22 protein-coding genes are annotated in these 24,398 nt (G+C 46.5%); 10 read left to right on the top strand and 12 right to left on the bottom strand.

Annotated elements, in window-relative coordinates; translation table 11 throughout:
- Window positions 1-252: 252 nt before the first annotated feature.
- Window positions 253-2,493 carry a Calx-beta domain-containing protein gene (locus E5S67_RS04590; protein WP_172185887.1) on the bottom strand — a complete coding sequence of 747 codons (2,241 nt, stop codon included), beginning with the start codon at window positions 2,491-2,493 and terminating at the stop codon, window positions 253-255.
- Window positions 2,494-3,135: 642 nt separating this feature from the next.
- On the opposite strand from E5S67_RS04590, the gene E5S67_RS04595 reads away from it, so the two are divergent.
- From E5S67_RS04595 to E5S67_RS04620, 6 genes are all read left to right on the top strand, one after another.
- The gene (locus E5S67_RS04595; RefSeq protein WP_172185888.1) at window positions 3,136-4,362 is read left to right on the top strand and encodes a DUF4350 domain-containing protein; all 1,227 of its coding nucleotides are present in this window, start codon (window positions 3,136-3,138) and stop codon (window positions 4,360-4,362) included.
- Complete coding sequence (locus E5S67_RS04600) at window positions 4,359-5,309, top strand: AAA family ATPase (RefSeq protein ID WP_172185889.1); 951 nt, start codon at window positions 4,359-4,361, stop codon at window positions 5,307-5,309. The genes E5S67_RS04595 and E5S67_RS04600 overlap by 4 nt, the downstream gene beginning before the upstream one ends.
- A 14-nt stretch (window positions 5,310-5,323) precedes the next feature.
- Window positions 5,324-5,767: a GNAT family N-acetyltransferase gene (locus tag E5S67_RS04605; protein WP_172185890.1), complete on the top strand. Its 444-nt coding sequence runs from the start codon at window positions 5,324-5,326 to the stop codon at window positions 5,765-5,767.
- A 61-nt stretch (window positions 5,768-5,828) separates the two neighbouring features.
- A complete protein-coding gene (locus E5S67_RS04610) occupies window positions 5,829-6,128 on the top strand; it encodes a helix-hairpin-helix domain-containing protein (protein WP_172185891.1) in 300 nt (99 codons plus the stop codon).
- Window positions 6,125-6,514 (top strand): VOC family protein, encoded by a 390-nt coding sequence (locus E5S67_RS04615; protein ID WP_172185892.1) that lies wholly within the window; start codon window positions 6,125-6,127, stop codon window positions 6,512-6,514. The genes E5S67_RS04610 and E5S67_RS04615 overlap by 4 nt, the downstream gene beginning before the upstream one ends.
- Before the next feature lie 12 nt (window positions 6,515-6,526).
- Window positions 6,527-7,855: a DUF58 domain-containing protein gene (locus tag E5S67_RS04620; RefSeq protein ID WP_172185893.1), complete on the top strand. Its 1,329-nt coding sequence runs from the start codon at window positions 6,527-6,529 to the stop codon at window positions 7,853-7,855.
- Here the strand turns inward: E5S67_RS04620 and E5S67_RS04625 are convergent.
- The gene (locus E5S67_RS04625) at window positions 7,833-8,759 is read right to left on the bottom strand and encodes a hypothetical protein (protein ID WP_172185894.1); all 927 of its coding nucleotides are present in this window, start codon (window positions 8,757-8,759) and stop codon (window positions 7,833-7,835) included. The genes E5S67_RS04620 and E5S67_RS04625 overlap by 23 nt on opposite strands.
- A gap of 123 nt (window positions 8,760-8,882) precedes the next feature.
- Entirely contained in the window at window positions 8,883-9,866 is a 984-nt protein-coding gene (locus tag E5S67_RS04630; RefSeq protein ID WP_172185895.1) for a stage II sporulation protein M, read from the bottom strand.
- An 80-nt stretch (window positions 9,867-9,946) separates the two neighbouring features.
- Between E5S67_RS04630 and E5S67_RS04635 the strand changes: the two genes are divergently transcribed.
- Both E5S67_RS04635 and E5S67_RS04640 read left to right on the top strand, forming a co-directional pair.
- Entirely contained in the window at window positions 9,947-10,774 is an 828-nt protein-coding gene (locus E5S67_RS04635) for a glycerophosphoryl diester phosphodiesterase membrane domain-containing protein (protein WP_172185896.1), read from the top strand.
- A 38-nt stretch (window positions 10,775-10,812) separates the two neighbouring features.
- Window positions 10,813-11,601: an RDD family protein gene (locus E5S67_RS04640; protein WP_172185897.1), complete on the top strand. Its 789-nt coding sequence runs from the start codon at window positions 10,813-10,815 to the stop codon at window positions 11,599-11,601.
- Window positions 11,602-11,673: 72 nt separating this feature from the next.
- Here the strand turns inward: E5S67_RS04640 and E5S67_RS04645 are convergent, their stop codons facing one another.
- Window positions 11,674-13,779: a GAF domain-containing sensor histidine kinase gene (locus E5S67_RS04645; RefSeq protein WP_172185898.1), complete on the bottom strand. Its 2,106-nt coding sequence runs from the start codon at window positions 13,777-13,779 to the stop codon at window positions 11,674-11,676.
- Window positions 13,780-14,092: 313 nt separating this feature from the next.
- On the opposite strand from E5S67_RS04645, the gene E5S67_RS04650 reads away from it, so the two are divergent.
- Window positions 14,093-15,004 carry a pantothenate kinase gene (locus E5S67_RS04650; protein ID WP_172185899.1) on the top strand — a complete coding sequence of 304 codons (912 nt, stop codon included), beginning with the start codon at window positions 14,093-14,095 and terminating at the stop codon, window positions 15,002-15,004.
- Window positions 15,005-15,029: 25 nt separating this feature from the next.
- Here E5S67_RS04650 and E5S67_RS04655 read toward each other — a convergent pair whose 3' ends face one another.
- The 3 genes from E5S67_RS04655 to bcp form a co-directional block, all read right to left on the bottom strand.
- Complete coding sequence (locus E5S67_RS04655; RefSeq protein ID WP_172185900.1) at window positions 15,030-15,836, bottom strand: alpha/beta fold hydrolase; 807 nt, start codon at window positions 15,834-15,836, stop codon at window positions 15,030-15,032.
- 158 nt (window positions 15,837-15,994) lie between these two features.
- Window positions 15,995-16,450 carry an NUDIX hydrolase gene (locus E5S67_RS04660; protein WP_172185901.1) on the bottom strand — a complete coding sequence of 152 codons (456 nt, stop codon included), beginning with the start codon at window positions 16,448-16,450 and terminating at the stop codon, window positions 15,995-15,997.
- A 62-nt stretch (window positions 16,451-16,512) separates the two neighbouring features.
- Window positions 16,513-17,001, bottom strand: a complete 489-nt coding sequence (gene bcp, locus E5S67_RS04665) for a thioredoxin-dependent thiol peroxidase (protein ID WP_172185902.1) — start codon at window positions 16,999-17,001, stop codon at window positions 16,513-16,515.
- Between the two features lie 464 nt (window positions 17,002-17,465).
- Here bcp and E5S67_RS04670 point away from each other — a divergent pair, with 464 nt between their 5' ends.
- Entirely contained in the window at window positions 17,466-17,654 is a 189-nt protein-coding gene (locus E5S67_RS04670; protein WP_006632360.1) for a hypothetical protein, read from the top strand.
- 98 nt (window positions 17,655-17,752) lie between these two features.
- Here E5S67_RS04670 and argH read toward each other — a convergent pair whose 3' ends face one another.
- From argH to nusB, 5 genes are all read right to left on the bottom strand, one after another.
- Complete coding sequence (gene argH / locus E5S67_RS04675; protein WP_172185903.1) at window positions 17,753-19,138, bottom strand: argininosuccinate lyase; 1,386 nt, start codon at window positions 19,136-19,138, stop codon at window positions 17,753-17,755.
- A 287-nt stretch (window positions 19,139-19,425) separates the two neighbouring features.
- Complete coding sequence (locus E5S67_RS04680) at window positions 19,426-19,665, bottom strand: hypothetical protein (RefSeq protein ID WP_172185904.1); 240 nt, start codon at window positions 19,663-19,665, stop codon at window positions 19,426-19,428.
- The gene (locus tag E5S67_RS04685; protein WP_172185905.1) at window positions 19,655-21,142 is read right to left on the bottom strand and encodes a GAF domain-containing SpoIIE family protein phosphatase; all 1,488 of its coding nucleotides are present in this window, start codon (window positions 21,140-21,142) and stop codon (window positions 19,655-19,657) included. Before E5S67_RS04685 ends, E5S67_RS04680 begins: the two co-directional genes overlap by 11 nt.
- Before the next feature lie 576 nt (window positions 21,143-21,718).
- Entirely contained in the window at window positions 21,719-23,476 is a 1,758-nt protein-coding gene (gene ftsY / locus E5S67_RS04690) for a signal recognition particle-docking protein FtsY (protein ID WP_172185906.1), read from the bottom strand.
- Window positions 23,477-23,663: 187 nt separating this feature from the next.
- On the bottom strand, window positions 23,664-24,296 hold the full coding sequence (gene nusB / locus E5S67_RS04695; protein ID WP_172185907.1) for a transcription antitermination factor NusB: 633 nt from the start codon (window positions 24,294-24,296) through the stop codon (window positions 23,664-23,666).
- Window positions 24,297-24,398: the final 102 nt, after the last annotated feature.

Raw genomic sequence — 24,398 nt, forward strand, 5'->3', positions numbered from 1 at the left:
CCGAAGTAGCAAATAGGTTGAAATCCACGAAGCTACCACCAGGAAAGGGATTCGGGTCGAGGTCGCCCACAATCAGCCCTGTAGGTGAATCCCATTAGTTGTCGGTGCCAGCGACTGTCACACAGCGAAGATTTTACCTGCGTACCTCACTTTCTTGAAAAAAGCTGTAGTGAGGAGCCAGACTGATAAAAAGCATTTAACTACTTGCGGGACATATTAGTAGAGCAAGGATTCCTCGCCCTACTAACAGCCTTAGATGAGAGTGATACTTGTTGCCGCTGTACTGCCGAAACTGTAGCCCGCAGTGGGGTTAGCAAGACCTAAGCGCACAGTCCCATTATTGGTACTAAATGGGTTGTCTTGAATAGTAAAGGTTTGGCTGAGTTGGCCGTTGGCGAAGGACAACGTGCCGCCAGTGGGGCCGCCCGGGTTAAGCAGGTAGTCGGAACCATATACAGGTGCAGGGCCGATGCCTGGAGTACCCGCCAGAAGAATATAATCAATCGATGCTGCACCTAAGCCGCTTGAGCGGGTAACTGTAACCGTTGTGCTGCCCCCCTGAGTGGCGATCGAGCCGTAATTAGACGCACTATACTCGAAGAGATTGCCAGATGCACTGCTGCTACCGTCAATAATCTGTAGTTGTGCTGTTGACGGAGTGCCGACGGGGCCGCTGTTGAGAAATAGGTTAACAGTCTCAGTCATTTCAGGCACAGTATCTGCATTGACAAAGATGGTGAACGTCGTGGAAGTTACCCCAGGGCCAAAGTTGAGTACACCAGCAGTAGACGCATAATCAGCCGCAGTTCCTCCAGTTGATAGGGCGGTGCCGTCAAGAGTACCGTAGCCAATGCTTGCGGCAGCCGTAGTGGCGCCGATGCGATTGACTGTCACCGTAGCAAAGCCAGATGATTCTGGAGTGGTGAAAGTAGCCGCACTAAAAACAAACTGGGTTGCTGTTGATGTTGCTGGAGTTGGAGTCGGCGTCGGCGTCGTCCCAGTTGGCGGCACATCACTAATCGTCAAAATTGACGGACTACTGCCGACATTGCCACCGAAGAGCACCAAATTCACCGTTTCCGGCGATGATTCCACATTTAAATCAGTCAAAGCCGTCACGGTGAAACTAGCGGTGGTTTGCCCCGCAGCAAAACTCAACAGCCCTGTCGCGCTAGTGTAATCCGCTGCTGTGCCTGCTGAACTTGCCGAACCGTCAAGAGTAGAGTAGTTAATCGATCCAGCCGCCGTGCCACCGGTGCGAGTAACGTTAATCGTCGCCACGCCGCCTTCAGCCACCGTGTAATTTGGTTGGGCGAACTGGAAGATACTTGGAGATGTCGGAGTTGGGGTCGGAGTTGGCGTCGTCCCAGTTGGCGGCACATCACTAATCGTCAAAATTGACGGACTACTGCCGACATTGCCACCGAAGAGCACCAAATTCACCGTTTCCGGCGATGATTCCACATTTAAATCAGTCAAAGCCGTCACGGTGAAACTAGCGGTGGTTTGCCCCGCAGCAAAACTCAACAGCCCTGTCGCGCTAGTGTAATCCGCTGCTGTGCCTGCTGAACTTGCCGAACCGTCAAGAGTAGAGTAGTTAATCGATCCAGCCGCCGTGCCACCGGTGCGAGTAACGTTAATCGTCGCCACGCCGCCTTCAGCCACCGTGTAATTTGGTTGGGCGAACTGGAAGATACTTGGAGATGTCGGAGTTGGCGTGGGCGTCGGCGTCGGCGTCGGCGTCGGCGTCACATCAATGCCTTGATATTGAATACTCCGCACTAGGTAGTCGGAACTATCGCTTTTGGGGGAGGTGCTGAGGTAGGCAGCGGTGGGGTTCGTGTAGCCTTTGGCGGAGAACCGCAGTTCGTCAAAAGTAACGCCGGTGAGAGAGTCTCCTACTATCTGGAATGTGAAATTGCCATCGATACTATCGCCAGTGAAAGTCACTCCATCTGAAGACACACCGAGCGGTTTTGGAGTGGCAGGAGCGCTGAGGCGAGTGATCGTAAAATTGCTGGCCGATACCGGCGCCCCATCATTAAAGAGTTGCAGCAAACCAACTTCATCGCCTTGATCGTTCACTGTAGAACTTGATTTGGGAAGTAATCCACTCAGGCCGATCGTGGCGCTAGTGATGTCTTTGTTATCTGCCCATTTCACCTTCAGCACTTGAGATAGATTGGTGTTGGGGTCATAGTTGATTTCCGCCCGCAATTTATTGACATCGGTAAACCAACCACTATAAGAGCCGTAGACACCAATACCACCGGTACCGCCGTAGCTCAACCCGCTTTTAGGGGTTTCGTTCGTTGCTAACGTGAGGTTGCTGATGGGAGTAGGGTTAGTGTAGTTCGTTTCAAAGCCATCAAAAGCTATCCCAGACAGTTGGATGCCTTGATTCTGGGCGGCAGTAGGCCATTGTGCAATTAGCTGACTGATGCTGCTGTAATTAGTGGTTGTACCCAAAGAACCAGTGAATGAAGTAGCCATAGCTTCTCCTTTGATGATGAATAATTAATGATTAGAAGTTACTGAAAACCAGAGGTTGGGCTTTCTTGTAGCGATCTGTCACTGCAAGAAAAATTTCCTCATACCTGGAGGTAAATCAAGTAAAAAGGCTTGCCCAATAAGCATCTGAAGGTATTATTGCCCCTGATTAAATGTTGAGTGTAAATAATTAAACCTACTTACACCTACTTACACCTATTTACATAGAGATGTTTAACTTTCATCATCAATAAGTTTTATCCGGAAAAAGTGCGATCTTTTTTTCAGCCCTATAAAAAGCGGGTTTTCCACATCTGTAGAGGAGAGCTTAAATCCCACATTCCGGGCCCCCCAACGGGCAGCGGACAAAAGTGAATCTGGAGAGACAATAGTGAGTAAAAATACTCAAAAAAATCTCTCTATAAGCATAACCCAGTTGGGAATTCCTGAAAATTGAGGTTCGGGCGTAAGTTAAATCTGATTCCATTAAAAATGCGATGGTAAAACACCAAGTTTATTGCCGATCCGTAATGTGATTGACGATCGCCCTCAAGATGTCAAATGGGTTCTCTACCAGGAGTGAGTTGATTCATTCAAAACCCGCCCTCATGTTATATTTATTTGTACTTACTTACGTAACAATCGATGAACTTATCAAAAAATAGGTTGTGGTTGTTGGGAGCGATCGCCGTTACGGCAATAATTATCATTACCCTGCTATTTGCTCCGGCTAACAACAAAATAAACAGCGGTTCGACTTATAATAGAGGCCCGGACGGCTACGGAGCATGGTATGCTTTTATGTCGAAACGGGGAACCGAGGTTCAGCGCTGGCAAAAACCTTTTGAAGACTTTGCTACAAACCAAGAGGCAAAACCGCCCAGTACACTTTTACGTATCTATAGTAGATTGATACCAGAAGCTATTTCTAATACAGAAGAAAAGTGGGTGAAACAGGGCAATACTTTAGTAATTTTGGGAGTTCGCGCACCGGTAACAGCAGCTCATTTTAGTAGCTTGCATCCAGCTTCAGCAGGGGAAATCAAGATTGACACGGGGCGGAGATCTAGCGACAAAAAACAAATATTAGGCGATCGCTTTGGCGCAATTGTTTGGGAAAAACCACTGGGAAAAGGAATAGTTTATTTTGCCGTCGCACCCTATCTAGCTGCTAACGCTTATCAGGATTTCCCAGGTAATTATGAATTTTTATCAGGGCTGGTTACTCAATTAGAAGATGAAGAACAAGAAATCGAAGGAACCCAGCAGGCTATAGCAGTGAATTTTATCCAAAATCCGATCGATAATCCGATCGATCGACAAACCCAGGAAACGAGTAAAACTCTAAATAAAGTCTGGGTAGACGAATACATTCACGGCTACAAAGATCCAGAAATTATTGAACGCGAATACGAGGGAAATTTATTCACTTATTTAGCCAAAACTCCTCTATTTCCTGTTTTTATCCAGGGTACAATTATTTTAATCATTGCTATTTTTGCCGGCTGGAACAGGTTTGGACAGCCTGTAACTCTATCAGCGCCTGCGGTTGACAACAGCGAAGCTTATATTCAAGCATTAGCTGGTGTCTTGGAAAAAGCAAACAGCACTGATTTTGCGGTAGAAACTATCGGAAAATCAGAACAGTTACAACTGCAAAAAGCCTTATTATTGGGACAGGCATCGCTGGAAAGTGAAACCCTCAAAAATGCTTGGGTGGAGCAAACAGGGCGAAAAGCGGCAGAATTGTCAGAATTGCTGCGATCGCCATCTCGGAAACAGCGCATCAGCGATACAGATTTGCTAGCCTGGTTGGGTAAATGGGAGCAGATCCGCCAACATCTCCCCTCTGATAGGAAAAATCTCAAATGAGCGAAACAAACTCTATTTTTAAACGCCTCAGCCAAGCCCTCGACAAAATAGTTGTGGGTCAATCTTCCACAGTACAGCAGTTGCTAGTGGCTCTTTTGAGCGGCGGTCACGTGATTATTGAGGGAGTGCCTGGAACCGGGAAAACTCTACTTGTAAAGGCGATTGCCAAGTTGATTCAAGCAGATTTTCGCCGCATTCAACTAACGCCGGATATTTTGCCGTCGGATATCTTGGGAACGAATATTTTTGATTTTAATAACCACAGTTTTACCCTGAAAAAAGGCCCGGTTTTTACAGAGATTTTGCTGGCAGATGAAATTAATCGCACGCCTCCAAAAACCCAGTCAGCACTGCTCGAAGCAATGGAAGAACAGCAGGTAACTTTAGACGGTGAGACTTTAGCTTTACCCGAGTTATTTTGGACGATAGCCACTCAAAATTCCCTAGAATTTGAAGGCACTTATCCGCTACCAGAAGCTCAGTTAGACCGATTTTTATTTAAACTTGTGGTTGACTATCCCGATGCAGCGGCAGAAAAGCAAATGTTGCTGAACGCAGAGGCAGGATTTCGCGCCAAACGCATCGATTTAGCTCGGATCAAATCTGTAGCAACGGTAGAGCAAATAATTAGCGCCCGTCAAGCTGTACAAACAGTCAAAGTAGAAGAAAAAGTGCTCGATTATGTGCTAGCTTTGGTGCACAATACGCGAAAACATCCGGATTTGGCATTGGGTGCTTCTCCGCGATCGGCAGTAGCTTGGTTGCAAAGTAGTAAAGCTCACGCTTGGCTGGCCGGCAGGGATTATACTACTCCTGATGATGTGAAAGCGATCGCACTGCCGCTTTTGCGTCACCGTCTGATTCTCAAACCAGAATCGCTGTTAGATGGCTTGCAAATTGATGCGGTAATTGCTTCGGTATTAAAACAAGTCGCTGTACCGAGGTAAACTGAAATATAACTATGACGATCGCAATCAAAATTCTGGATCGTAATGATGTAGATATTCTTAAGAATGTCGATCCAGATGTCTTTGACAACTCGATCGATATCCCACGTACTAAAGAATTTTTGACAGACTCGCGCCACCATCTGGCTGTTGCAATCGATGACGATCGAGTTGTCGGCTTTGTCTCAGCAGTTCATTATGTTCATCCCGACAAGGCACGTCCCGAACTGTGGATTAACGAGGTTAGCGTAGCAGAAACTCATCGTCGGCAAGGTTTGGGGAAGCGTTTGATGAATGCAGTATTTGAGGTCGCTCGTGAGTTGGGTTGTACAGAAGCTTGGGTGCTTACCGATCGCGAAAATACAGCAGCGATGAATCTGTATTCGGCTGTTGGTAATCCAGAAACACCGAGCGATCATGTTATGTTTACGTTTCGTTTGGAGGAATCGAATTCCTGAGAAAAAATCTTTATTACGCAAGTATTGTAGGAATTGAGTTAAAAAATACCACACCAGAAGTATGAAGAAGTCTCTAAACGAAGTCAAGAAGCTTGAAGACCTTCCAAACATTGGGAAATCAATTAGTGCGGATTTGCGAAGCATTGGTATTGAGCAACCAGATCAACTTAAAACGCGATCGCCATTAGAAGTCTTTCACGAACTTGCTAATGTCATGGGACATCGCCACGATCCATGTGTACTTGACGCTCTCATTTCTGTCAAAAGATTCCTCAATGGCGAACCAGCTAAGCCTTGGTGGAATTATACTGATGAACGACGTAATCTACTTGCAAATCATGTAAAGGGAGAAAGCAAATGAAATTCGGATATACAATTATTTACGTTGCTGACGTACTAAGTTCATTGACTTTTTTTGAAATGGCTTTTGGGTTCAAAAAGAAGTTCATTGATGAATCAGGAGATTATGGTGAGCTTGACACTGGGGAAACAACTTTATCTTTTGCTACACATTCTCTAGGCGCGTCAAATTTCCCAAATGGTTATATTTCGGCTGATTCATCGGAGAAACCTTTAGGCGTTGAAATAGCACTTACCACTGATTCAGTAGAAATGGCACATCAACAAGCGATCGCAGCAGGTGCATTAGAGTTAAAAGCACCTCTCAAAAAACCTTGGGGTCAGATTGTTTCCTATGTTAGATGTCCAGACGGAACTCTCGTTGAATTGTGTACACCAGTATCTTAATCAGAAATTGTAATGATTCCTGCTATTCGCCTTTATTTCCTGTTAGCGATCGCAATTCCGATCGCCCTTTTGCTGGCTATGCTGGTAAATCAGCAGACAAGTATTATCGGCACTTTGCTATTTGACTGTTTAATTCTAGGTTTAGCTATTACCGACGCACTGCGCGTCAAATCTCATCGGGTGGAAGTGACACGCCATCCGTTGCAGAGACTTTCGATCGGGCGAGACAATCCAGTTTTACTATCAGTGCGATCCTCTCCGAGGGCTGCGCTAACGGCAAATCAAACAGCTAAAATTCGGCTGTGCGACTCCTATCCGCTAGAGTTTGATGTCTCTCAACCGATGCTGGAAGCCTCCCTCAATCCTAACAGCGAGGAAGAATTAAGTTATACAATCCGCCCGCAAAATCGCGGAAAATATAAGTGGGGAGATATTCAGGTGCGGCAGTTGGGAAACTGGGGTTTAGCATGGAACGACTGGACAATACCTGCTAGTGAAAAAGTTGCCGTTTATCCCGATTTAGTGATGTTGAAAGAACTCTCTATTCGCCTAACATTGGAAAATACCGGCACAATGCGGCGGTTACAAAAACTCGGCATGGGAACTGAATTTGCCGAACTGCGGGAATACGGTATTGGTGACGATCCTCGCTTGATTGATTGGAAAGCTACTGCGAGGCGATCGCGCCCTTTAATCAGAGTTTTAGAACCAGAAAAAGAGCAAACTTTGATTATTTTACTCGACAGGGGACGGCTGATGACGGCGCGAGTGCAGGGTTTGAAGCGTTTTGACTGGGGAGTGAATGCAGCGCTGTCTTTAGCCTTAGCTGGACTAAATCGGGGCGATCGCGTGGGAGTCGGTGTGTTCGATCGGGAAATCACGACTTGGATACCCCCAGAAAGGGGTCAACATCAACTATCTAAATTGATTGAACGCCTAGCACCTATTCAGCCAGTTTTGTTAGAACCAGACTATGTTGGTGCTGTAACTAAATTAGTAAGTCAACAAACTCGCCGTGCATTAGTAGTGCTAATTACTGATTTAGTAGATGTCACAGCCTCTACAGAAATGCTTTCGGCATTAGCGCGCTTAACACCTCGTTATTTGCCTTTTTGCGTAACTTTGCGCGACCCTCTAGTTGACCAAATCGCTCACACTTCCACCGTGGAAATTACACCTGCTTATAATCGTGCTGTAGCTTTAGATTTACTAGCACAGCGTCAGGTAGCTTTTGCACAGTTGAAACAAAAAGGAGTTTTGGTTTTGGATGCGCCAGCCCATCAAATTAGCGAGCAATTGGTTAACCGATATTTGCAACTTAAGTCTCGGAATCAGCTTTGATTTTCTCAGCTTCCGCAGCATTCGCAAAGTAAGGTAAAGACCCTTTGAGAACCGACCAGTTTTTATAGATGAAACCGATTACCCAAGGGGCTGACCAAACAAAAAACAAGACACCTAGCTGTATTTGAGAGCGAAATACATCTAGAACGTTTCCTGTTTGATTGCCAACAAATACTAAATTCCACATTGTAAAACTAAGGCTTTCCAAGGCCGAAAAAATTATTACTATAAGTAAGCTACGGTTTTTTGTATACAAAATTATGTGGATTAAGAACGAAATAATTATAGAGATAAAATACTGATAGTCAAAAGTTATATACAGCAGACAAACAGCTATTATTCCTGAGATGTTTCCCCATTTTACAGCCCATCTTTGTAGAATAATACTTATCCAAACAAAGGCAGAGAATATGGGTTGTATTGCACAGCCCATAGCGAAAATTAAGTAGTACAGTGCAGGAGAAAAGGTTTCTGAAGCTGTAATTAAAATACTGCTATTTCTTTCGTCATTCAGTATTTTTAGAACAAAGAAAGGTACAATAAAAGACAAAAAATAATAAAAAATTTGGAATACACTTAGGGAAAAAACCACGGTAGCGATCGCCAGACATACTAAGGGCAACCATTGGTAGCGATCGGGAACTTTACCAACCAGATATTTAATTTCAATTCCCGCTAGCCTGCATTGTCGCCACACCAAACCCAGTATCAAAATCGATAAATAAACTGGAACTATTTGATAAACTAATGGTTGTGTACCATCAAACAGCATCCCACGTGAGCTAATTATTGCTATCTGAAAGTAAATGCCCCTACTTAATAAAAACCACCATCCCAATATATGCCGAACCTTGATTAGATAAAAAGGATTTTCTTTGGGAAAGCGGATGTTAGTAAGAGTCATGATTTTAATTGATTACTTGGCTCGATATTATATAATGCAAGGTCTCGTAGGGGCGGGTTCGCCAGTATTGTCGATATAAAAGCCAACAGTTTCATAAACCCGCCCCGCGCATACAAGCACGAATCAACTGGACATGATATGACTAGGAACTTCAGCCGATCGCCTTTTACTGCAATACATCACCAGCAGCGCAAACAATCCAATCCCAGCCAAATACTTCAACGGATCGGGAATTGCCGGATTTGGCGAGAAAAAACCCTCGATCGTACCAGCAATTACCAGCATCGGTACAATTCCAAATACCAATTGTGCAGCTTGAGTACCGTAAAATTTCATAGCATCAGCACGACGATATTTGCCAGGAAAAAAAATTGCCCGGGCGATGATTAAACCAGCGCCGCCAGCTAAAAAAATCGCCGGTAATTCCAGGGAACCGTGAGGAAATACAAAGGCCCAAAAAGGGTAAGCTAAATTGTGCTGAGCTACTAAACTGGCGATCGCGCCGATGCTCACTCCATTAAATGCCATAATATAAACAGTGTAAAGACCGAAAACAATCCCTCCCCCAACAGCCGCAAAGCATACGGATAGATTGTTAGTCATAATACTGCTAGAAGCTAAAGGTTCCACTCCCACAATTGAACCCATCCACAATTTCCCGTCATCGCGCACCGTTTTAATCAAATGTCCAGGAACTACTAGGGACAAAAATGTCGGATCTTGCCAAGCAAACCACCAAGCAATCAACGCCATTACTAAAAAAATACCCGTCGCGATCGCCGTATAACCAAACGTCTGCTGTACAGTAGCAGGAAAACCCCAGCGGCAAAACTCCACTACAGCCTCCCAATCTTGGCGGCGGGAACCTTGGTAAATTTGGGTGTAGCCACGAGAAGTTAAGCTTTGCAAATCTTGTAACAAAATATTACCTACTTCGTTTGTCCTCGCCCTAGCCAAATCCGCCGAAACAGAACGGTACAAACTCGCTAATTCCGTGATTTCAGACGCAGGTAGGGACTTTAGCCCCTTTTTTTCTACTTGCTGTAAAAGAGTGTCTAACCGTTTCCAGTTCGGTTCTCGCCGCGCGATCCAACGTTTAATATTCATAAAGTTTTCTCTAAGTTCTATTAGATATAGCTTAAGATAGTTGTAAATTTTCCGCCTCACAGAATTATACCCATCCAGTCATGCCTAAAAAAAATCTTAGTTCTTCTGGACAAACAGGCCCCTTGAGCGTCGGTAATGTTGTTAGTGCTAGTTTACGGATTTACCGCGACCATTTTAAGCCATATTTTGGTTTGGCATTCGTAGCTTATCTATGGTTGTTAGTTCCGATTTACGGTTGGGCTAAATATTCTGCGATTTCAGCGCTCATTTCTCGTCTGGCTTTCGGTGAAGTTAGGGAAAACCCAGAGACTGTAAGTGATGCTCGCCGTGAGGTGAATCCTCGGATGTGGGGTTTGTTCTGGGCGGGTACATTGACATTTCTGATTTTCTTTGGGGTATCTTTGGTAGGTGGGCTCGCTATGGCAATATTGGCAGGGGGGGCTGCTGCTATCTTTCGGCAAAATTACGCAATTCTTGCAGCTTTTCTGGTAGTTGCGGTCATTGCTTTTTTAATTATCTATATCCGAATTTTCTCTCGCTTGCTGATTGTTGAGTTGCCGCTGGCGATGGAGAACAATGTGAATGCTAGTTCAGCAATCAGTCGCAGTTGGCAGTTAACTAAGGGGTCGGTCGGACGCATTCAGTGGATAGTTTTTGTGGGCATTTTGGTTTCACTCCCGATGACGATTGTTGTGCAGATACTTACTGTGATCGTTCAAGTTGTTTTAAGTGCAGTTTTGGGCAGAGAGTCTGGTCTATTTTACTTAGTTTATTATATTCTGATTGTGGTACTGAGCATTGTCAGCGGTGCGCTGGTGACTCCTTTTTGGCAGGCTATGAAAGCCATTATCTACTACGACCTCCGCAGCCGCAAAGAAGGTTTGGGTTTGAAAATGCGCGATCGCTAATTAAGCCTAAGTCAAAACACAAAATTTTCTCTACTGCTATGCGACTTTTTAATCGATTCACTCTCCACACTCCAGAAAGTGTTGAACTCGAATTTACCTTGGCGGGAATTGGCAACCGCGCCTACGCATTGCTGATCGACTATATCATTTTGGGTTTGATTCTAATACTGTTTCTAATAGGTGTAGTGATCTTTAATTCATTGTTCCTTGAGACGATCGCAAAGTTGCTAGGAAGTACCAATGGCTTAGAACTCTGGTTGATAGCCGTTCAGGCATTAATTGGTTTTTTCATTTATGTAGGTTACTTTGTATTTTTTGAAACAGCGTGGTCCGGTCAAACACCAGGCAAGCGTTATGTCAAAATCCGAGTAATTCGAGATGACGGCCGTCCAGTCAGGCTTCCGCAATCAACTCTACGGGCTTTGCTGCGGCCTTTTGACGACTTATTTTTTATAGGTGTATTTTTGATCGTGTTCAACCAGCGGGAAAAACGTTTAGGAGATTTGGTAGGAGGCACCCTGGTAATTCAAGAAGAACAACCTGTGAAATCTGCTGCATTGAAAGTATCAACACCGGCTCGATTCCTAGCAAAAAAATTGCTGATAGAGGCCGATATTTCCAGCTTGCTGCCAGAAGATTTTGCTGTAATTCGAGAGTATTTGCAGCGGCGCGAAGCTATGATACCAAATGCCCGAAATGACTTGAGCAAACAACTGGCTAGTCAGGTTAAACAAATCATTAGTTTGGAAAAACTGCCGACCAAAGTTGATGCTAATGTCTTTTTAGAGGCTGTATATCATGCTTATCAGCAGCAATTTGACAATTAATATCAAGTCCGGTTAATTACTTACAAATCTGCGGGCCTGGGGCATTGGTCATTAATCTGACTAAAGCAGGAATTATGCACTTACCCTCTGATTTGTCAGCGGCAACTCTACAATAAACTCAGTTCCTTGGCCCACCTGACTGACGCAACTCAGCTTGCCGCCATGAGCTTGAACAATTACCTGATAGCACACAGAAAGTCCCAAACCAGTGCCTTTCCCCACAGGTTTAGTAGTAAAAAACGGGTCAAAAATCTTGTCTTGAATTTCTGCAGGAATGCCAGTTCCCGTATCGCGGACAGAGATTGTTACCCAGTCCGGCTCCCTTTGCCAACTGCGGATGGTTAATTCCCCCGGTTTGCTCGTTGACTGGAGCGCATCTAAAGCATTGTCAATCAAATTATAAAATACTTGGTTGATTTGACTGGCATGACATTTGACGGGCGGCAAACTGCCGTATTGTTTGTCGATTTTGATATTTGTTTTTAGCTTATTTTGCAGCATCAAGAAACTACTTTCTAAACCTTCATTCAAATCTACTGGTTGTAATTCAGCGTGGTCTAAACGAGAAAAATTTCGCAGCGTCATCACGATAGAGCGAATCCTCCCGCTGCCTTCCCGCATAGACTTGAGCAAGCTGCCAAAGTCTTCTCGAATGTAATCCAGTTCGAGTTCTTCATTTATTTTGACAAGTGCTGCCGCTGCTTCCGGGCAGGCATTCCCGGTCAGTTCTAGAGCTTCGTTCAAGACTTTGAAATATTCTTGAGCGTGAAACAAGTTAGCGTGGATGAAATTGTTAGCGTTGTTAATTTCGTGAGCAATTCCCGCTACCATTTGCCCCAAACCGGACATTTTTTCGCTTTGAATCAATTGCTGCTGTGTCGATCGCAATTCTTCTAACGCTGCTTGCAATTGCTGGGTTTGAGCTTGAGATTTAACCGCAGCTTCTCGGACTTTGCTGTAAAGTTCTGCTTGCTGAATGGCGATCGCCATTTGGTCTGCTAGCTGCGACAGCAACTCCATTTCTTGCCGCTGCCAGTTGCGAGTATCCCCGCACTCGTGAGCAATGAGCAAACCCCACAGTTTACCGGGAAATTTTAAATTACAACTTCCGGCTATAGGAAGTGAATTTTCTTCGCTTCGGGAGGTAACAATCGGTACGATCAGATTAGCTTTTACCTGCAAACTGTCTAAGAAATCAACGTGGCAAGGCTCTAAACCGGCATTAAAAATATCATTAATTGCTTTGACTCGCCCTTGCTGGTAAAGATCGGCGTAATCTCCCCGGAAACACTTATCGGCCCCCATATCTCCTAAAATTGAAGGCCAAGGAACCGTCATGTTTTCAACAACAACTTTTCCCTGCCAGTTGTCTTGAAACTGATAGATAATTACTCGATCGCACTGCAACAGTTGGCGGACTTCCCTCACCGCTGTTTCCAGGATAGTTCCCAGATCCAGGGTACTGCGAATTTGGTTGCCGATCAGCCGCAGCAGAGATTCTCGTTCGGCTTGGCGCCTGGTTTTGCTGTAGAGTTTGGCTTGATTGATCGCGATCGCCAATTGCGATCCTACCCCTTCTAAAAGCTGCCGTTCCCAATCAGTCCATTCCCGTTCGCGATCGCACTGATGCAAGCCAATTATGCCATTCACTTCACCTTGATAGCGAGTAGCTACTGCCAGCATTGACTTAATCTCCAAAGCTTCGGCAATTTTTTGGGTTTGTGGGTTCAATCCCGGAAAATCGAGAAACTTTGTCACTGCTAGCGACTCTTGCTGAGACACGACTGCAGCCAAATGCGGGTTGTCAGTTATCGGTACTTTCATGCCAAGTTGGATCGGATAGTCCCCCGCGTTGTACTCTCCCCGCGTGACTAAAGTTTTTTCTGTATTTGATTCTTTGACTAAAATGCTCGCGCGGCTGGACTGTAGCGCTTGCCCCAGCAATCGGCAGGCCGATGTCAAAATTTCTTCTATGTCAAGTGTACTGCGAATTTCGTTATTAATTTGGTTCAGCAAGTTTGATAACTGAACTTGCTGCTGCATCTGCACAATTAGGGCTTTTTGTTGGTCTACTTCCGGCTGCGAAAGACTTTCTTCCTGCATCCACTTTTCTGGTTCAGGCAACCGCGAAGTTAATCTCGGCGAGGGGTTTTCGTGTTCTTGTATTTTTAAAGACATATTTACTCAGCATTGGTACAGTATTTTGATCGATCATGGTTTTTTAGACCTGTGCTTACCCCGCCAAGAGTCCGATCGCAGCTACCAGGACTTTTGGAATATATTAAGACATTATAAAGGATGCAGCCAGAGCATAGCAATTATTTGCTTTACAAATATTTATAAATACCAATTATGCGCTCTGCAGCCTACAATACTAATTGGCGCGCCCCATTGAACTTGGTCAGATGTCAAATAGAGTTAACCGCGCGATTAAGCGAATAAAATTAATCTAACATCTATCTTTAGTTCAATATTTGCGCGATCGAGCATCATGGAAAAATCAATTGCTGACAATTTTAGCCCGCAAGATTGCACCGACAACCTTACCTCTGAATTGACAGGTAAAGGTCAGATTAAAATAGCTTTGGCGATCGGGAATTCGCGCCTGCACTGGGGATTATTTGCGGGCAAAACTCTGGAGAAAACATGGGATACAGAGCATCTCAAAGCTGATGCTGTTTCCCGGCTCTCCGAAGCCCAAAAGGTCGAATATTTGGTACAAACAGTAAGGAGGTCGATCGAGGAATTATCTTCTCAAAATCTCCGTTGTCTTCCTGCTACTCCCGCTTTTTCTAGTCCTGACACACTTTCTTTAGTTCCCCTGCCTCTAGTTTTAGCGTCAGTTGTTCCCCAACAAACAGCAATTTGGCAGAGTTATCCTGATGTCCGAATTATTACTTTAGACCAGTTGCAGATCGGGGGACTCTATCCTACCCTAGGAATTGACAGAGCTTTAGCTTTACTCGGTGCTGGCAACCAATTGGGTTGGCCTGTTTTACTTATAGATGCTGGTACAGCTTTAACATTTACTGGGGCTGATGTCAATAGGTATTTAGTTGGGGGCGCCATCTTACCGGGTTTGGGTTTGCAGTTATCGTCGCTAGGCAAAAAAACCGCTGCATTACCCTTAATCAGCTTACCAGAAAATCTGCCGCACCGCTGGGCTACCGATACTGCTGGGGGAATTCAAAGCGGAGTTGTGTATGCGACGGTGGCAGGAGTTAGGGATTTTATTGAAGATTGGCGGTGTTTGTTTCCTAATAGCAAAATTGCACTCACGGGGGGCGATCGAACTTTGTTATTGCAATATCTCGCCTCAGCTTTTCCCGATACGGCTTCCGCAGTAATTGTCGCACCCGAAGCCATTTTCTGGGGAATTAGCCTGTTGAGTGTTGACTGTTGACTGTTACCAATTACCCATTACCAATTCACTTAGCAAACTCGCGAATATACTTAGCAACAAGTTCCGGGACTTCCTGCGGCAAATTGCTTTCCCCCGGACTGACTAATTGCAGTTCGGCATTAGGAGCCAGAGCAGCATAGGATTGACATAGAGACGAAGCTGCGGGGGTATCTTCAGAACCGTGTAACAGCAAAACAGGCGCTTTCAGCAAAGGCAAATTCTCATCAACTAATTCCGCTGTAATTTCAGCCCGCCGCCGCCGGAACAGCAACTGCACGGCAACTGGGGACTGCATCAACTGCTGTCTGAACTTTAACAGCCTGTCAATCTTGTTTTGGCGGCCCAGCAACTTAGCAATTGGATAGATCGATCGCAGCAACCAGAAAGCGAGGGGTGGTTGGCCGATCAGCCAGCTAGCCGTCTGCCACCGCCCCCGCCGATGGCCAACCTTGACGCCTTCTGGGGCCACCAACACCAAACCCTGAACCCGATCGGGATATTTGATAGCGTAGCTGGCAGCCACCCAGCCACCTACAGAGTGACCGATTAAATAAACCTGTCGCAGCTTCAAAGTATCGAGGTATTGGGCGAGACATTCTACTTCCAAGTCGATCGAATAATGAAGATTCGGGCGTTCCGAGTCGCCAAACCCCAGCAAATCCAGTGCGAAGCATTGGTAGTAGGGGCTCAAATGTTCGATCGTCCTCAGCCACTGACTGCTGTCATGCCAAGAACCGTGCAAAAATACTAAATTAGGGCCTTGACCGACTTCGTGCCAGAAGATTTGCCCTACAGAGAGTTTGATCCGAGAATTGCGTAGCGATGAGTACATCCGGTTAAATATTCAGTAATAAAAAGATGATTAATTTAATGTTCAGAGTTTGTAAATAAAAGTAGGAAAACAGTGAAAATTAATTTCACAGTCATAACAGAAAACTTTTGACGGCGAGGTAATTTCCGACTTTTCTCAAATTTGGATGCCCCGCCGGTTTACGCCAAAGTTGTCAGGCCTTGAAAATAGTCCTGTAAGTGTTGGTCGTTATCGTGGCTGAGCTCGCCCTCCGGCAGCGATGCGGGCAAAAAAGCCTCAACCTCGCTGACTTCAAGCGTATCCTGAACTTGCATCTTTCCCTCTACCTCTGCTGCCACCACGATACAAATCGAGTGCAGGCGAGGGTCTCGATCTGCCGCCGAATAAACACCCACCAAGCGGCGGATTTTGACTAAATCGAGTCCTGTTTCCTCTGCTAATTCCCGCCGCACAGTTGTGGGAATATCTTCTCCCCAATCCACCATACCTCCCGGCAGTGCCCAGCGACCGTTGTCGCGGCGGCGAATTAACACAATTCGCCCGTCAGGCAATACCGGAATCACGGCAGTACCAGTGATGGGATGTCGAAAAATCAGCCCCAGCACAGTTTGTCCAATTTGCCACAATCGACGCATAAACTCAAAAGCTTGTTTAGGGGAAAGTAATTTCAGGTTTGTTAGCTGGCAGCTCAAAAGTCTTAATTTTTAATTTTTAATTCAGGCGAGAGGTCTGGCAAGTCTGCTAATATCTCGGCTGCGTGAGTTTCTGCTTTGACTTTCCGATAAACCTTTTCAATCCTACCATCAGGGTCGATCGCGAAGGTCGATCGAGTAATTCCCATAAATTCTTTTCCCATAAACTTTTTGAGTCCGTAACAGCCGTAGGCGGTAGCAACTTCGGCGTTTGAGTCGCACAGCAAGGGAAAAGGCAGTTGATATTTAGCTGCAAACTTGGCGTGGGACCCGGCCCCGTCTGTGCTGACGCCGAGGACTGCAATATTGCGCGACTCGTAGTCTGAGTAAATGTCGCGAAAGCCGCAAGCTTCTTTGGTACAGCCAGGGGTATTGTCCCGAGGGTAAAAGTAAAGTACAACTCGCCGCCCTCGAAAATCTGCAAGGCTGACGAAATTGCCTTGCGCGTCGGGCAGGCTGAAGACAGGAGCTACGTCACCGGGATTTATAGTCATTTGTCGTATTTGTCAAGAGTTTATAGAAATCTTCTGGAAGATCGAAAACATTGCGTCCCATCGGGCCCGGATTCCCAGCGACTTGAATCCCCGTGTTCTTTTTTCGGGGTCTTGTGCCGGGTGTGCTATGATCGTCATCGGTCTAAAATTGAGTATAACTAGACAACGTAAAAACTTAACTGGATTAGTTGAGTGCGTAGTCACACCTAACGGTGTTGCGGTTTAGGAAAGCTAAATTTGAACAAAACCTAACTACATAAAGAGAACTGATCGAGTACGGTAGGACATACCGGAATTTACGCTTGGGGAGAAAACACCTCTACTTAGGCTGGAGAAATCCAGTCGCAAGCAAGTGACTTCGCTGAACCAAGAATCTCCGTCACCAAGAGTGCACAGAGTGTCAACCTTAAGAATCCCCGGGCGTGAAAGCCCGGGGACAGTCAATGTTTATTAGTGAGGTCAGAATGGCTAAGCGCCGCAATCTCAAGAAAGAGAAGGCACAACGAAATCAAGCATACGCTCGCAAGTTTCGCAAGCGGAGAAATCAAGATATGTTCTCCAACAAGAGAAGGCGATTTGACGGTGGCAACGGCGGTGGCATGGGCGCCATGAGCGGCGGCAGAGACAAAGACATGGCTGCTGCTGAAGATTAATTGCTGAGGCTATCTGCCGAACTTAGAACCAGAGTGGACAACACGATCGTTTTAAGGAGAGATAGCCACCCGGAATTTGTCCAATAATTCAACGATGTTTAGGCGATCCGATCGCGCGCAGCGATAAGTGATTTTCTCACTTGTTCAAACCCGGTACCCCCGTAACTATTGCGAGCCGCCACCACTTGCTGAGGTGCGATCGCGCTGTAAATGTCTGTCTCAAACGCAGGGTGCAAATCTTTCCACTCCTCAAGTGTCAAATCTTTGAGGAGTTTGCCCCCCGAGAGGCAAGTTTTGACGACTTTGCCGACTAGGTTGTAAGCTTCGCGGAAGGGAACGCCTTTGGCGGCCAAGTAGTCGGCTACGTCTGTAGCGTTAGAAAAGTCTTCCGTAACTGCCGCGGCGAGGCGATCGCCATTAAACGCGATTCCTTCCCGCAGCAAAATCGTCATTGCTTCCAAGCAACCCTGTACCGTTCTCACGGTATCAAACAAAGCTTCTTTATCTTCTTGCAAATCTTTGTTGTAGGCCAAAGGAAGTCCCTTCACTACTACCAACAAGGCTTGCAAGTTACCGAACACCCGCCCCGCTTTGCCCCGCACCAACTCCGGCACGTCGGGATTTTTTTTCTGGGGCATGATGCTAGAACCAGTAGCGCAGCTATCTTTGAGCGTAATAAATCCAAATTCGTGAGAAGACCACAAAATCATTTCTTCTGACAAGCGGCTCAGGTGTACCATAATCAAGCTGGCAGCAGCTAGAAATTCGATCGCAAAATCTCGATCGCTCACTCCATCTAAGCTATTAGCATAAACTTTGTCAAATTGCAAGAGTTCTGCCGTATAATTTCGGTCGATCGGGAAAGTCGTCCCCGCCAGCGCGCCACAACCTAAAGGCGAAACATTCACCCGCTTGCAAATATCGCCGAGACGTTCCCAATCGCGATCTGTCATTTCAAAATAAGCTAACAGGTAATGAGCCAAACTGATCGGCTGAGCGCGCTGCAAATGAGTGTAACCGGGGATTAAAGTTTCCACGTTACGATCGGCAATATCGAGCAAAACCCCTTGAAATTCCCGCAATTGCTCGCGAATTTCTGCGATGCGATCGCGCAAATACAACCGAGTATCCGTACCTGCTTGGTCGTTGCGCGATCGGGCCGTATGCAGCTTTTTCCCCGCATCTCCCACGATATCCGTCAGCCGCTTCTCTACAGCGAAGTGAACGTCTTCTGCCTCAACTCCCGGAACAAAAAGTCCTTGGCGGTATTCGGACCGGATCTGTTCCAAACCATTGACTAACTGTTCGCCTTCTGCTGCGGAAATAATCCCCGTTTTTGCCAGCATTTTAGCGTGAGCGACAGAACCAGTCAAGTCGTACTCAATCAATTCAATATCGAAGCCAATACTAGCATTGAATCGGGCGATCGCCGGGTGCAGCGCCGATTCAAATCTTTGACTCCAAGTTTTTTGTTGTGTTGTCATTGCTCAAGCTAAAACTAGATTATATCTCTGTTGCAGAAGTCTCTAAAAACCGATTTGTAGCAAAGACTTTAGTCCTTCCTCCGGTTGGTAGCCAAGACTTTAGCCCTCCATCCAAATTCGGCAAGAAAAAACTCAAGTCCTGACTGCAAACTTTTTATACATCTATTGACCAGAAAAAACTGAAGTCTTGACTACAAAATTGTGAAACTTTTGCTGCATCAGAAAAAAGTTAAGTTGTGGCTACAAACCTTTTAAATCCGTTCCCGATACCTGCTTCGACAAGAACTCTAAGGAATAATCCCTTTAATGAACCAGCCAACAAAAATACCTATAAAAAAAGCTCCTATTTGACCAGTCGAAACAAAATGGTTCCAAGCTTTCTGGAAATTGCTAAAAATGTCGTAGCTTTGACCCAAAACCACCGTCGAACTCAAATGAGATTTCAAAACTAACACGTGAGCAGCATCCTGCCAATTAATCGAGTTGATTAATCCAGCAGTAATTTCCGGCATTAAATTAACTATCATGGTGATTTTCTCCTGCTAAAGGTGTTAGCCTAAGTACAACCAGTGTCATGTCATCTTCATTACGATTGCCGATGCCGATAAACTGGTGAACCCGATCGAACAAATAATCCAAAATTTCTTCAGAGTGCTGATAATTTTGACAAGCCCACTGAAAAGCCGAGGTCAAGTTATCCTCATCAAACCGATCGCCCCTTTGATTAGCAGCATCAGTAAATCCGTCTGTGTAATAAATAATAGTATCTCCTGGCTGCAATTGAATTTGGGCTTCTTGGTACTGAGAATCAGCATCCAGGCCAATTAACATTCCCTCCAAAGTATCGAGCTGAAGAATCGTATTAGTTGCAGCTTGCCACAGCAAAGGCGGGTGGTGAGCAGCATTGCTGTAAGACAAAACGCGAGTTTTCGGATCATACTCGGAATAAAACAGAGTCACAAAACGGTGGGAATTTTCCAAATCCGCGTGCATTACCCGGTTTAAATGTTGCAAAATTCTCGCAGGCGAGTGGCGGTTCAAAACCTCGGCCCGCAGCATACCCCGTGTCATCGTCATCAGCAGGCCAGCCGGCACTCCTTTGCCCATCACGTCGCCGATTACGATGCTCCAGCGGCCCTTGTCGATTTTTGACTTGAGATTTTTAATCAGGGATGGGGGGTGTTCCCCCTCATCCTCTTTGCCGATCGGGTCATAGTCAGCGGGAATAAAATCATAATAATCTCCGCCAACTCTGCTAGCAGTTTGGCAGCGGGCGGCTACGTCAAGGCCGGGAATTTTCGGACAACTGCGGGGTTGCAGCCGCAATTGAATTTCCGCCCCGATTTCTAACTCTCTGTCTAAGCGGTCTTTTTCAGCCAACTTAACAGTAAGTTCGTCTTTGCAAATCGCCACGGCCGTTTGATCCGCCACCAACCGAACTAATTTCTGTCTGCTGGGAGTCCAGACATATTGCGGGTCACTGCTAAAAACATAAAGCCGTCCCCGTTCCAAATTCTTGACTAAAATTGGCGCCCCAAACAAATGAACATCCGGGCCCAAATAACGGCCGACTTGTAGGTCGAGACTAGAGGTTTGCCCAGAGGTTTCCGAATAAGATGCAGCATTAGCGCTCGCACCTGCTGTAGCTTGCCTGGTGGCTATTTCCAGCGCTTTTCGCATATCTTGGCACTGCCGTCCTTCCTGACAGTGCAACTGCTGGAACCTGACTTGACCGTTGGGTTTGAACAGCACTAAAGCTCCCCCGTCGGCGTCAGTAACGCGAGTGGCCACCAAAGGCACTAACTCCAAAAATTGGTTGAGATTGTTAAAACTGCGCAGGGCAAATCCCAGCGAGCCCAACATATCTTGAACGTTGTGCTGGTATCGGTGCAAGCGCGCCACCAGTTCTTTGAGGGCAAATACTGGCGTCGCGTCGGTAGAATTGCGACCAGGAGGGCGGTCAGCAGGTTGAGGTGAGGGGCGAGGCAAAGGCACAGCAGTCATTTTTAATTTGTGATTTTCGATGTTAGAGGGAGGAATGATTGAGGACTTACGGGCCACTTGAACAGAAACCCGTTTTTTTTTCGAGCAAGTAGTTTGGTTCGATCGAGTAAGTTGGGCACTAGGACATTGGTATAAACTTAAGTCTAAAATTCTTAAGAAATCTCGTTTGTAGCTGAGTCTAGATACCCCCTAAATCCACGCTGCTGGCTCTACTTGGGCGGGACCAAGACCGCAGCCGCTCCCCTTAAAAAGAAGGGGGACTTTGACCATTTCCTGTCCCACCCGACTATCAGGGGGGCGCCAGGGAGATCGGGAAGAAAGTGCAATCAGACAGCCTACTGATACTACACATTTGAGCTTAATTTGACACACTTGTTTGGGCTGGCGGTTTGAACCCAACCAAGCAATAACAGAACTAAGGTATTGTTTCTAGATATTTAGTTTTCACTCGATCGCTCGTGGCGATCGGCGCAAGTCCTGCGATGCTAGTTTGAGGTTAATAATTTGAGATTTTGAAGCTCTGTGTCCGCCTCCAAAAAATGGGAGCGGTTGGCCAATGCCTCATCAATCTAAAATCTAAAATCTAAAATCGAGTAGGGCTTCCACAAATTCGTAACTAGAAAACGGACGCAAGTCTTCGATGCTTTCCCCTACTCCTATAAAGCGGATTGGCAGACCAAGCTGCTGCACTACTGCTAGGGCAACACCACCTTTAGCAGAACCGTCGAGCTTTGTCAATACTACTCCGCTTAATTTGGCAGATTCTGCGAATACTTCTGCCTGTCGCAAACCATTTTGACCCAGTGTTGCATCCAAGACCAGTAGAGATTCTACGGTAGCGCCTGGGGCTTTCTTATCTACTATGCGACGGATTTTACTTAATTCGTCCATCAGATTTTTTTTGTTTTGCAGGCGGCCTGCGGTGTCTACGATCAGCAGTTCTGTGCCTCGGGCGCTAGCGGCGGCGATCGCATCAAAGACGACAGCAGCCGGATCGGTATTTTTCCCTGGGTTGGCAATAATTTCGACGCCGCTGCGGGAACCCCAAACTTTCACTTGTTCGACGGCGGCGGCGCGGAAAGTGTCGGCGGCAGCAATTAGAGTTTTGTAGCCGGATTTTTGGGCAATATGGGCAAGTTTGCCGATCGTCGTAGTTTTGCCCGCACCGTTGACTCCTACGATCAACCAGATATTGAAGGTGTCTTTTTCCGGGGCAAATGTCAGACTGTAGGCTGGATTGCCTGCGGCGGTTTCGGCACAGGGAGCGTCGAGAATATCGCGCAGGATGGTTTTGAGGTAGGCTAGAGCCTGTTCTGGCGGTAGCACTTCTTGTTTTAGTCTTTCTTGGAGGCGACTGATAATGATGTCGGTGGCTGCGACTCCGACATCGGCTTGCAGCAGCAAAGTCTCAATTTCGGCTACCGCGTCTTGATTGAGCGGGCCTTGACCGACGATCGCCTTTAGTCGATTAATTAAGCTGCGGCGAGTTCTTTCTAAGCCTTTCCGCAGTTTTTGCAGCCAAGTGATTTCTTCAACGGATACTTGGTCTGGCCGGCGGCCTTGACTGGCTAAGATTTCTGAAGACCACAGGAAGCCTTCGTCAAAGGCGAAACCGGGAATTTCTTCGATAATTGCCGCTCTCTCGGCGGCGGCTGCAATTGCCTCTGGTTCTTCAATTGCGGTTTCTTTGAGGCGTTCGATGCGCTCCATGCGATCGGCCTGAGCTCTTGCCCAAAACGGCAGGGCTTCCGCTGCTTCGCCCTCAGATACGAGTGATTCGGTTTCTACAACCTCCGTTGCAGGTTCGGCAATTTCTATATTTTCTGCTGTAACTTCTAATTTTTGAGCAATAGGTGCAATATCGATCGTCCCGGCTGTTTGTTGCAGAGTTTCGGCAATTTCTACTGGGTTAGCTGCATCGATTCCTGCCGCCTCGGTAGCTTCAACTACTGGAGCTTCTGCCACTTCTGGAACTTCTGCAACAGTTGGTGCTGTGGGTGCTGGTTCGAGTTCGATCGCCTCGGTTGTTTCAATAGTCGGCGCTTCTGCAACTTCTGGAACTGTCGCGATTTCTGTTTCGGCTGTTGGAACCTCGGGCGCTGCTGTCTCGGAAACTTCTGTTTCTGGTTTTTGCTGTTTTTGAATATTTTTGTAAGCAGCTTTGGCCCAGTTGAGATAATCTTCGGCTACAGCAGGAGAGCCTTGCTCTGTTGCATCTGTTTGAGGCTCAACCGAGGCCGATTTTGCCGGCTCATCTGGCGGCTGTTCGGGGGTTGCCTCTGTTTCAGAAGATTTGCTTTCGCTGTACTGGCGACGAAACCAATTAAATACCATAGGAAATTGCGAATATAGTTATCAGTCCCTAGTTTAGAGCCGATTGCCGATTGCTGATTGGTGTGATTGCCGATTGCTCATGACTCTGGGTAAGGTGCGCGGCCGGAAGGGCACCCTACAGACTGCGGGGTAAGTAAGGTGCGCGGCCGGAAGGGCACCCTACAGACTATTGACTGATGATTGAGGACTACGGACTAACAACTTCTGCATTGATTTTATCGACTACTCGGCGGAGGACTCCGTTGATGAAGCGATGTCCTTCGTCACCGCTGTAGCGTTTTGCGAGTTGGACGGCTTCGCTGACGCTGACTTGTTCGGCTAGGCCGAGATATAGGATTTCGGCGATCGCGATTCTCATGATATCTCGATCGATCCTGGCCAAGCGTTCTATTTGCCAGTCTACCAGCGCTTCCGAGAGCAATTCGTCAATTTGAACGCGGTTGGCGCTCACTTTCGTCAGGATTTGCAAAGCATAGGTCCGGACATCTTGCTGGTTGGCTAGCTGGATCAGTTCTGGAAACTCCATTGCTGAACCGAGACGGTTGATTGCGGTTTGGGTGAGTTCGACTGCTTCCCGCACCATTGTTCTAGCACTTTGTATATCGGCAGCGCGGATTTCGCTGGCAAGCAGTTTGTCGCTACTCCGCTGCACTTCGGATGCTGCTGTTTCTAGGGCTTCTTGAACTTCTGTTGTCAGGGCGCGGATGGCGGCAAGGAGAACATCTTGCAGTTTCTTGGCTTCTAAGAGTTCTGGATTCGTCGGCAGTTGGCTGATGCCGAGGAGTGCGAGTTCGCGTGCTGTTTCGCGGGCTTTTTTCATAGTTTTTAGATAGGAATTGAGAATTTAGGAAGTTTTTCGATGGCGCGCCGACTTGGACTTTAGCAGAAAACTAAACTAAAAGCGGTACAAGACCAGCCCTCT

This window comes from Microcoleus asticus IPMA8 (assembly GCF_013179805.1).
Classification (GTDB): Bacteria; Cyanobacteriota; Cyanobacteriia; order Cyanobacteriales; family Microcoleaceae; genus Microcoleus; species Microcoleus asticus.

Bases quoted from the DNA above. Each gene is read 5' to 3' on its own strand.
- E5S67_RS04590 (WP_172185887.1), bottom strand. From the start codon at position 2,493: ATGGCTACTTCATTCACTGGTTCTTTGGGTACAACCACTAATTACAGC.
- E5S67_RS04595 (WP_172185888.1), top strand. From the start codon at position 3,136: ATGAACTTATCAAAAAATAGGTTGTGGTTGTTGGGAGCGATCGCCGTT.
- E5S67_RS04600 (WP_172185889.1), top strand. From the start codon at position 4,359: ATGAGCGAAACAAACTCTATTTTTAAACGCCTCAGCCAAGCCCTCGAC.
- E5S67_RS04605 (WP_172185890.1), top strand. From the start codon at position 5,324: ATGACGATCGCAATCAAAATTCTGGATCGTAATGATGTAGATATTCTT.
- E5S67_RS04610 (WP_172185891.1), top strand. From the start codon at position 5,829: ATGAAGAAGTCTCTAAACGAAGTCAAGAAGCTTGAAGACCTTCCAAAC.
- E5S67_RS04615 (WP_172185892.1), top strand. From the start codon at position 6,125: ATGAAATTCGGATATACAATTATTTACGTTGCTGACGTACTAAGTTCA.
- E5S67_RS04620 (WP_172185893.1), top strand. From the start codon at position 6,527: ATGATTCCTGCTATTCGCCTTTATTTCCTGTTAGCGATCGCAATTCCG.
- E5S67_RS04625 (WP_172185894.1), bottom strand. From the start codon at position 8,759: ATGACTCTTACTAACATCCGCTTTCCCAAAGAAAATCCTTTTTATCTA.
- E5S67_RS04630 (WP_172185895.1), bottom strand. From the start codon at position 9,866: ATGAATATTAAACGTTGGATCGCGCGGCGAGAACCGAACTGGAAACGG.
- E5S67_RS04635 (WP_172185896.1), top strand. From the start codon at position 9,947: ATGCCTAAAAAAAATCTTAGTTCTTCTGGACAAACAGGCCCCTTGAGC.
- E5S67_RS04640 (WP_172185897.1), top strand. From the start codon at position 10,813: ATGCGACTTTTTAATCGATTCACTCTCCACACTCCAGAAAGTGTTGAA.
- E5S67_RS04645 (WP_172185898.1), bottom strand. From the start codon at position 13,779: ATGTCTTTAAAAATACAAGAACACGAAAACCCCTCGCCGAGATTAACT.
- E5S67_RS04650 (WP_172185899.1), top strand. From the start codon at position 14,093: ATGGAAAAATCAATTGCTGACAATTTTAGCCCGCAAGATTGCACCGAC.
- E5S67_RS04655 (WP_172185900.1), bottom strand. From the start codon at position 15,836: ATGTACTCATCGCTACGCAATTCTCGGATCAAACTCTCTGTAGGGCAA.
- E5S67_RS04660 (WP_172185901.1), bottom strand. From the start codon at position 16,450: ATGCGTCGATTGTGGCAAATTGGACAAACTGTGCTGGGGCTGATTTTT.
- bcp (WP_172185902.1), bottom strand. From the start codon at position 17,001: ATGACTATAAATCCCGGTGACGTAGCTCCTGTCTTCAGCCTGCCCGAC.
- E5S67_RS04670 (WP_006632360.1), top strand. From the start codon at position 17,466: ATGGCTAAGCGCCGCAATCTCAAGAAAGAGAAGGCACAACGAAATCAA.
- argH (WP_172185903.1), bottom strand. From the start codon at position 19,138: ATGACAACACAACAAAAAACTTGGAGTCAAAGATTTGAATCGGCGCTG.
- E5S67_RS04680 (WP_172185904.1), bottom strand. From the start codon at position 19,665: ATGATAGTTAATTTAATGCCGGAAATTACTGCTGGATTAATCAACTCG.
- E5S67_RS04685 (WP_172185905.1), bottom strand. From the start codon at position 21,142: ATGACTGCTGTGCCTTTGCCTCGCCCCTCACCTCAACCTGCTGACCGC.
- ftsY (WP_172185906.1), bottom strand. From the start codon at position 23,476: ATGGTATTTAATTGGTTTCGTCGCCAGTACAGCGAAAGCAAATCTTCT.
- nusB (WP_172185907.1), bottom strand. From the start codon at position 24,296: ATGAAAAAAGCCCGCGAAACAGCACGCGAACTCGCACTCCTCGGCATC.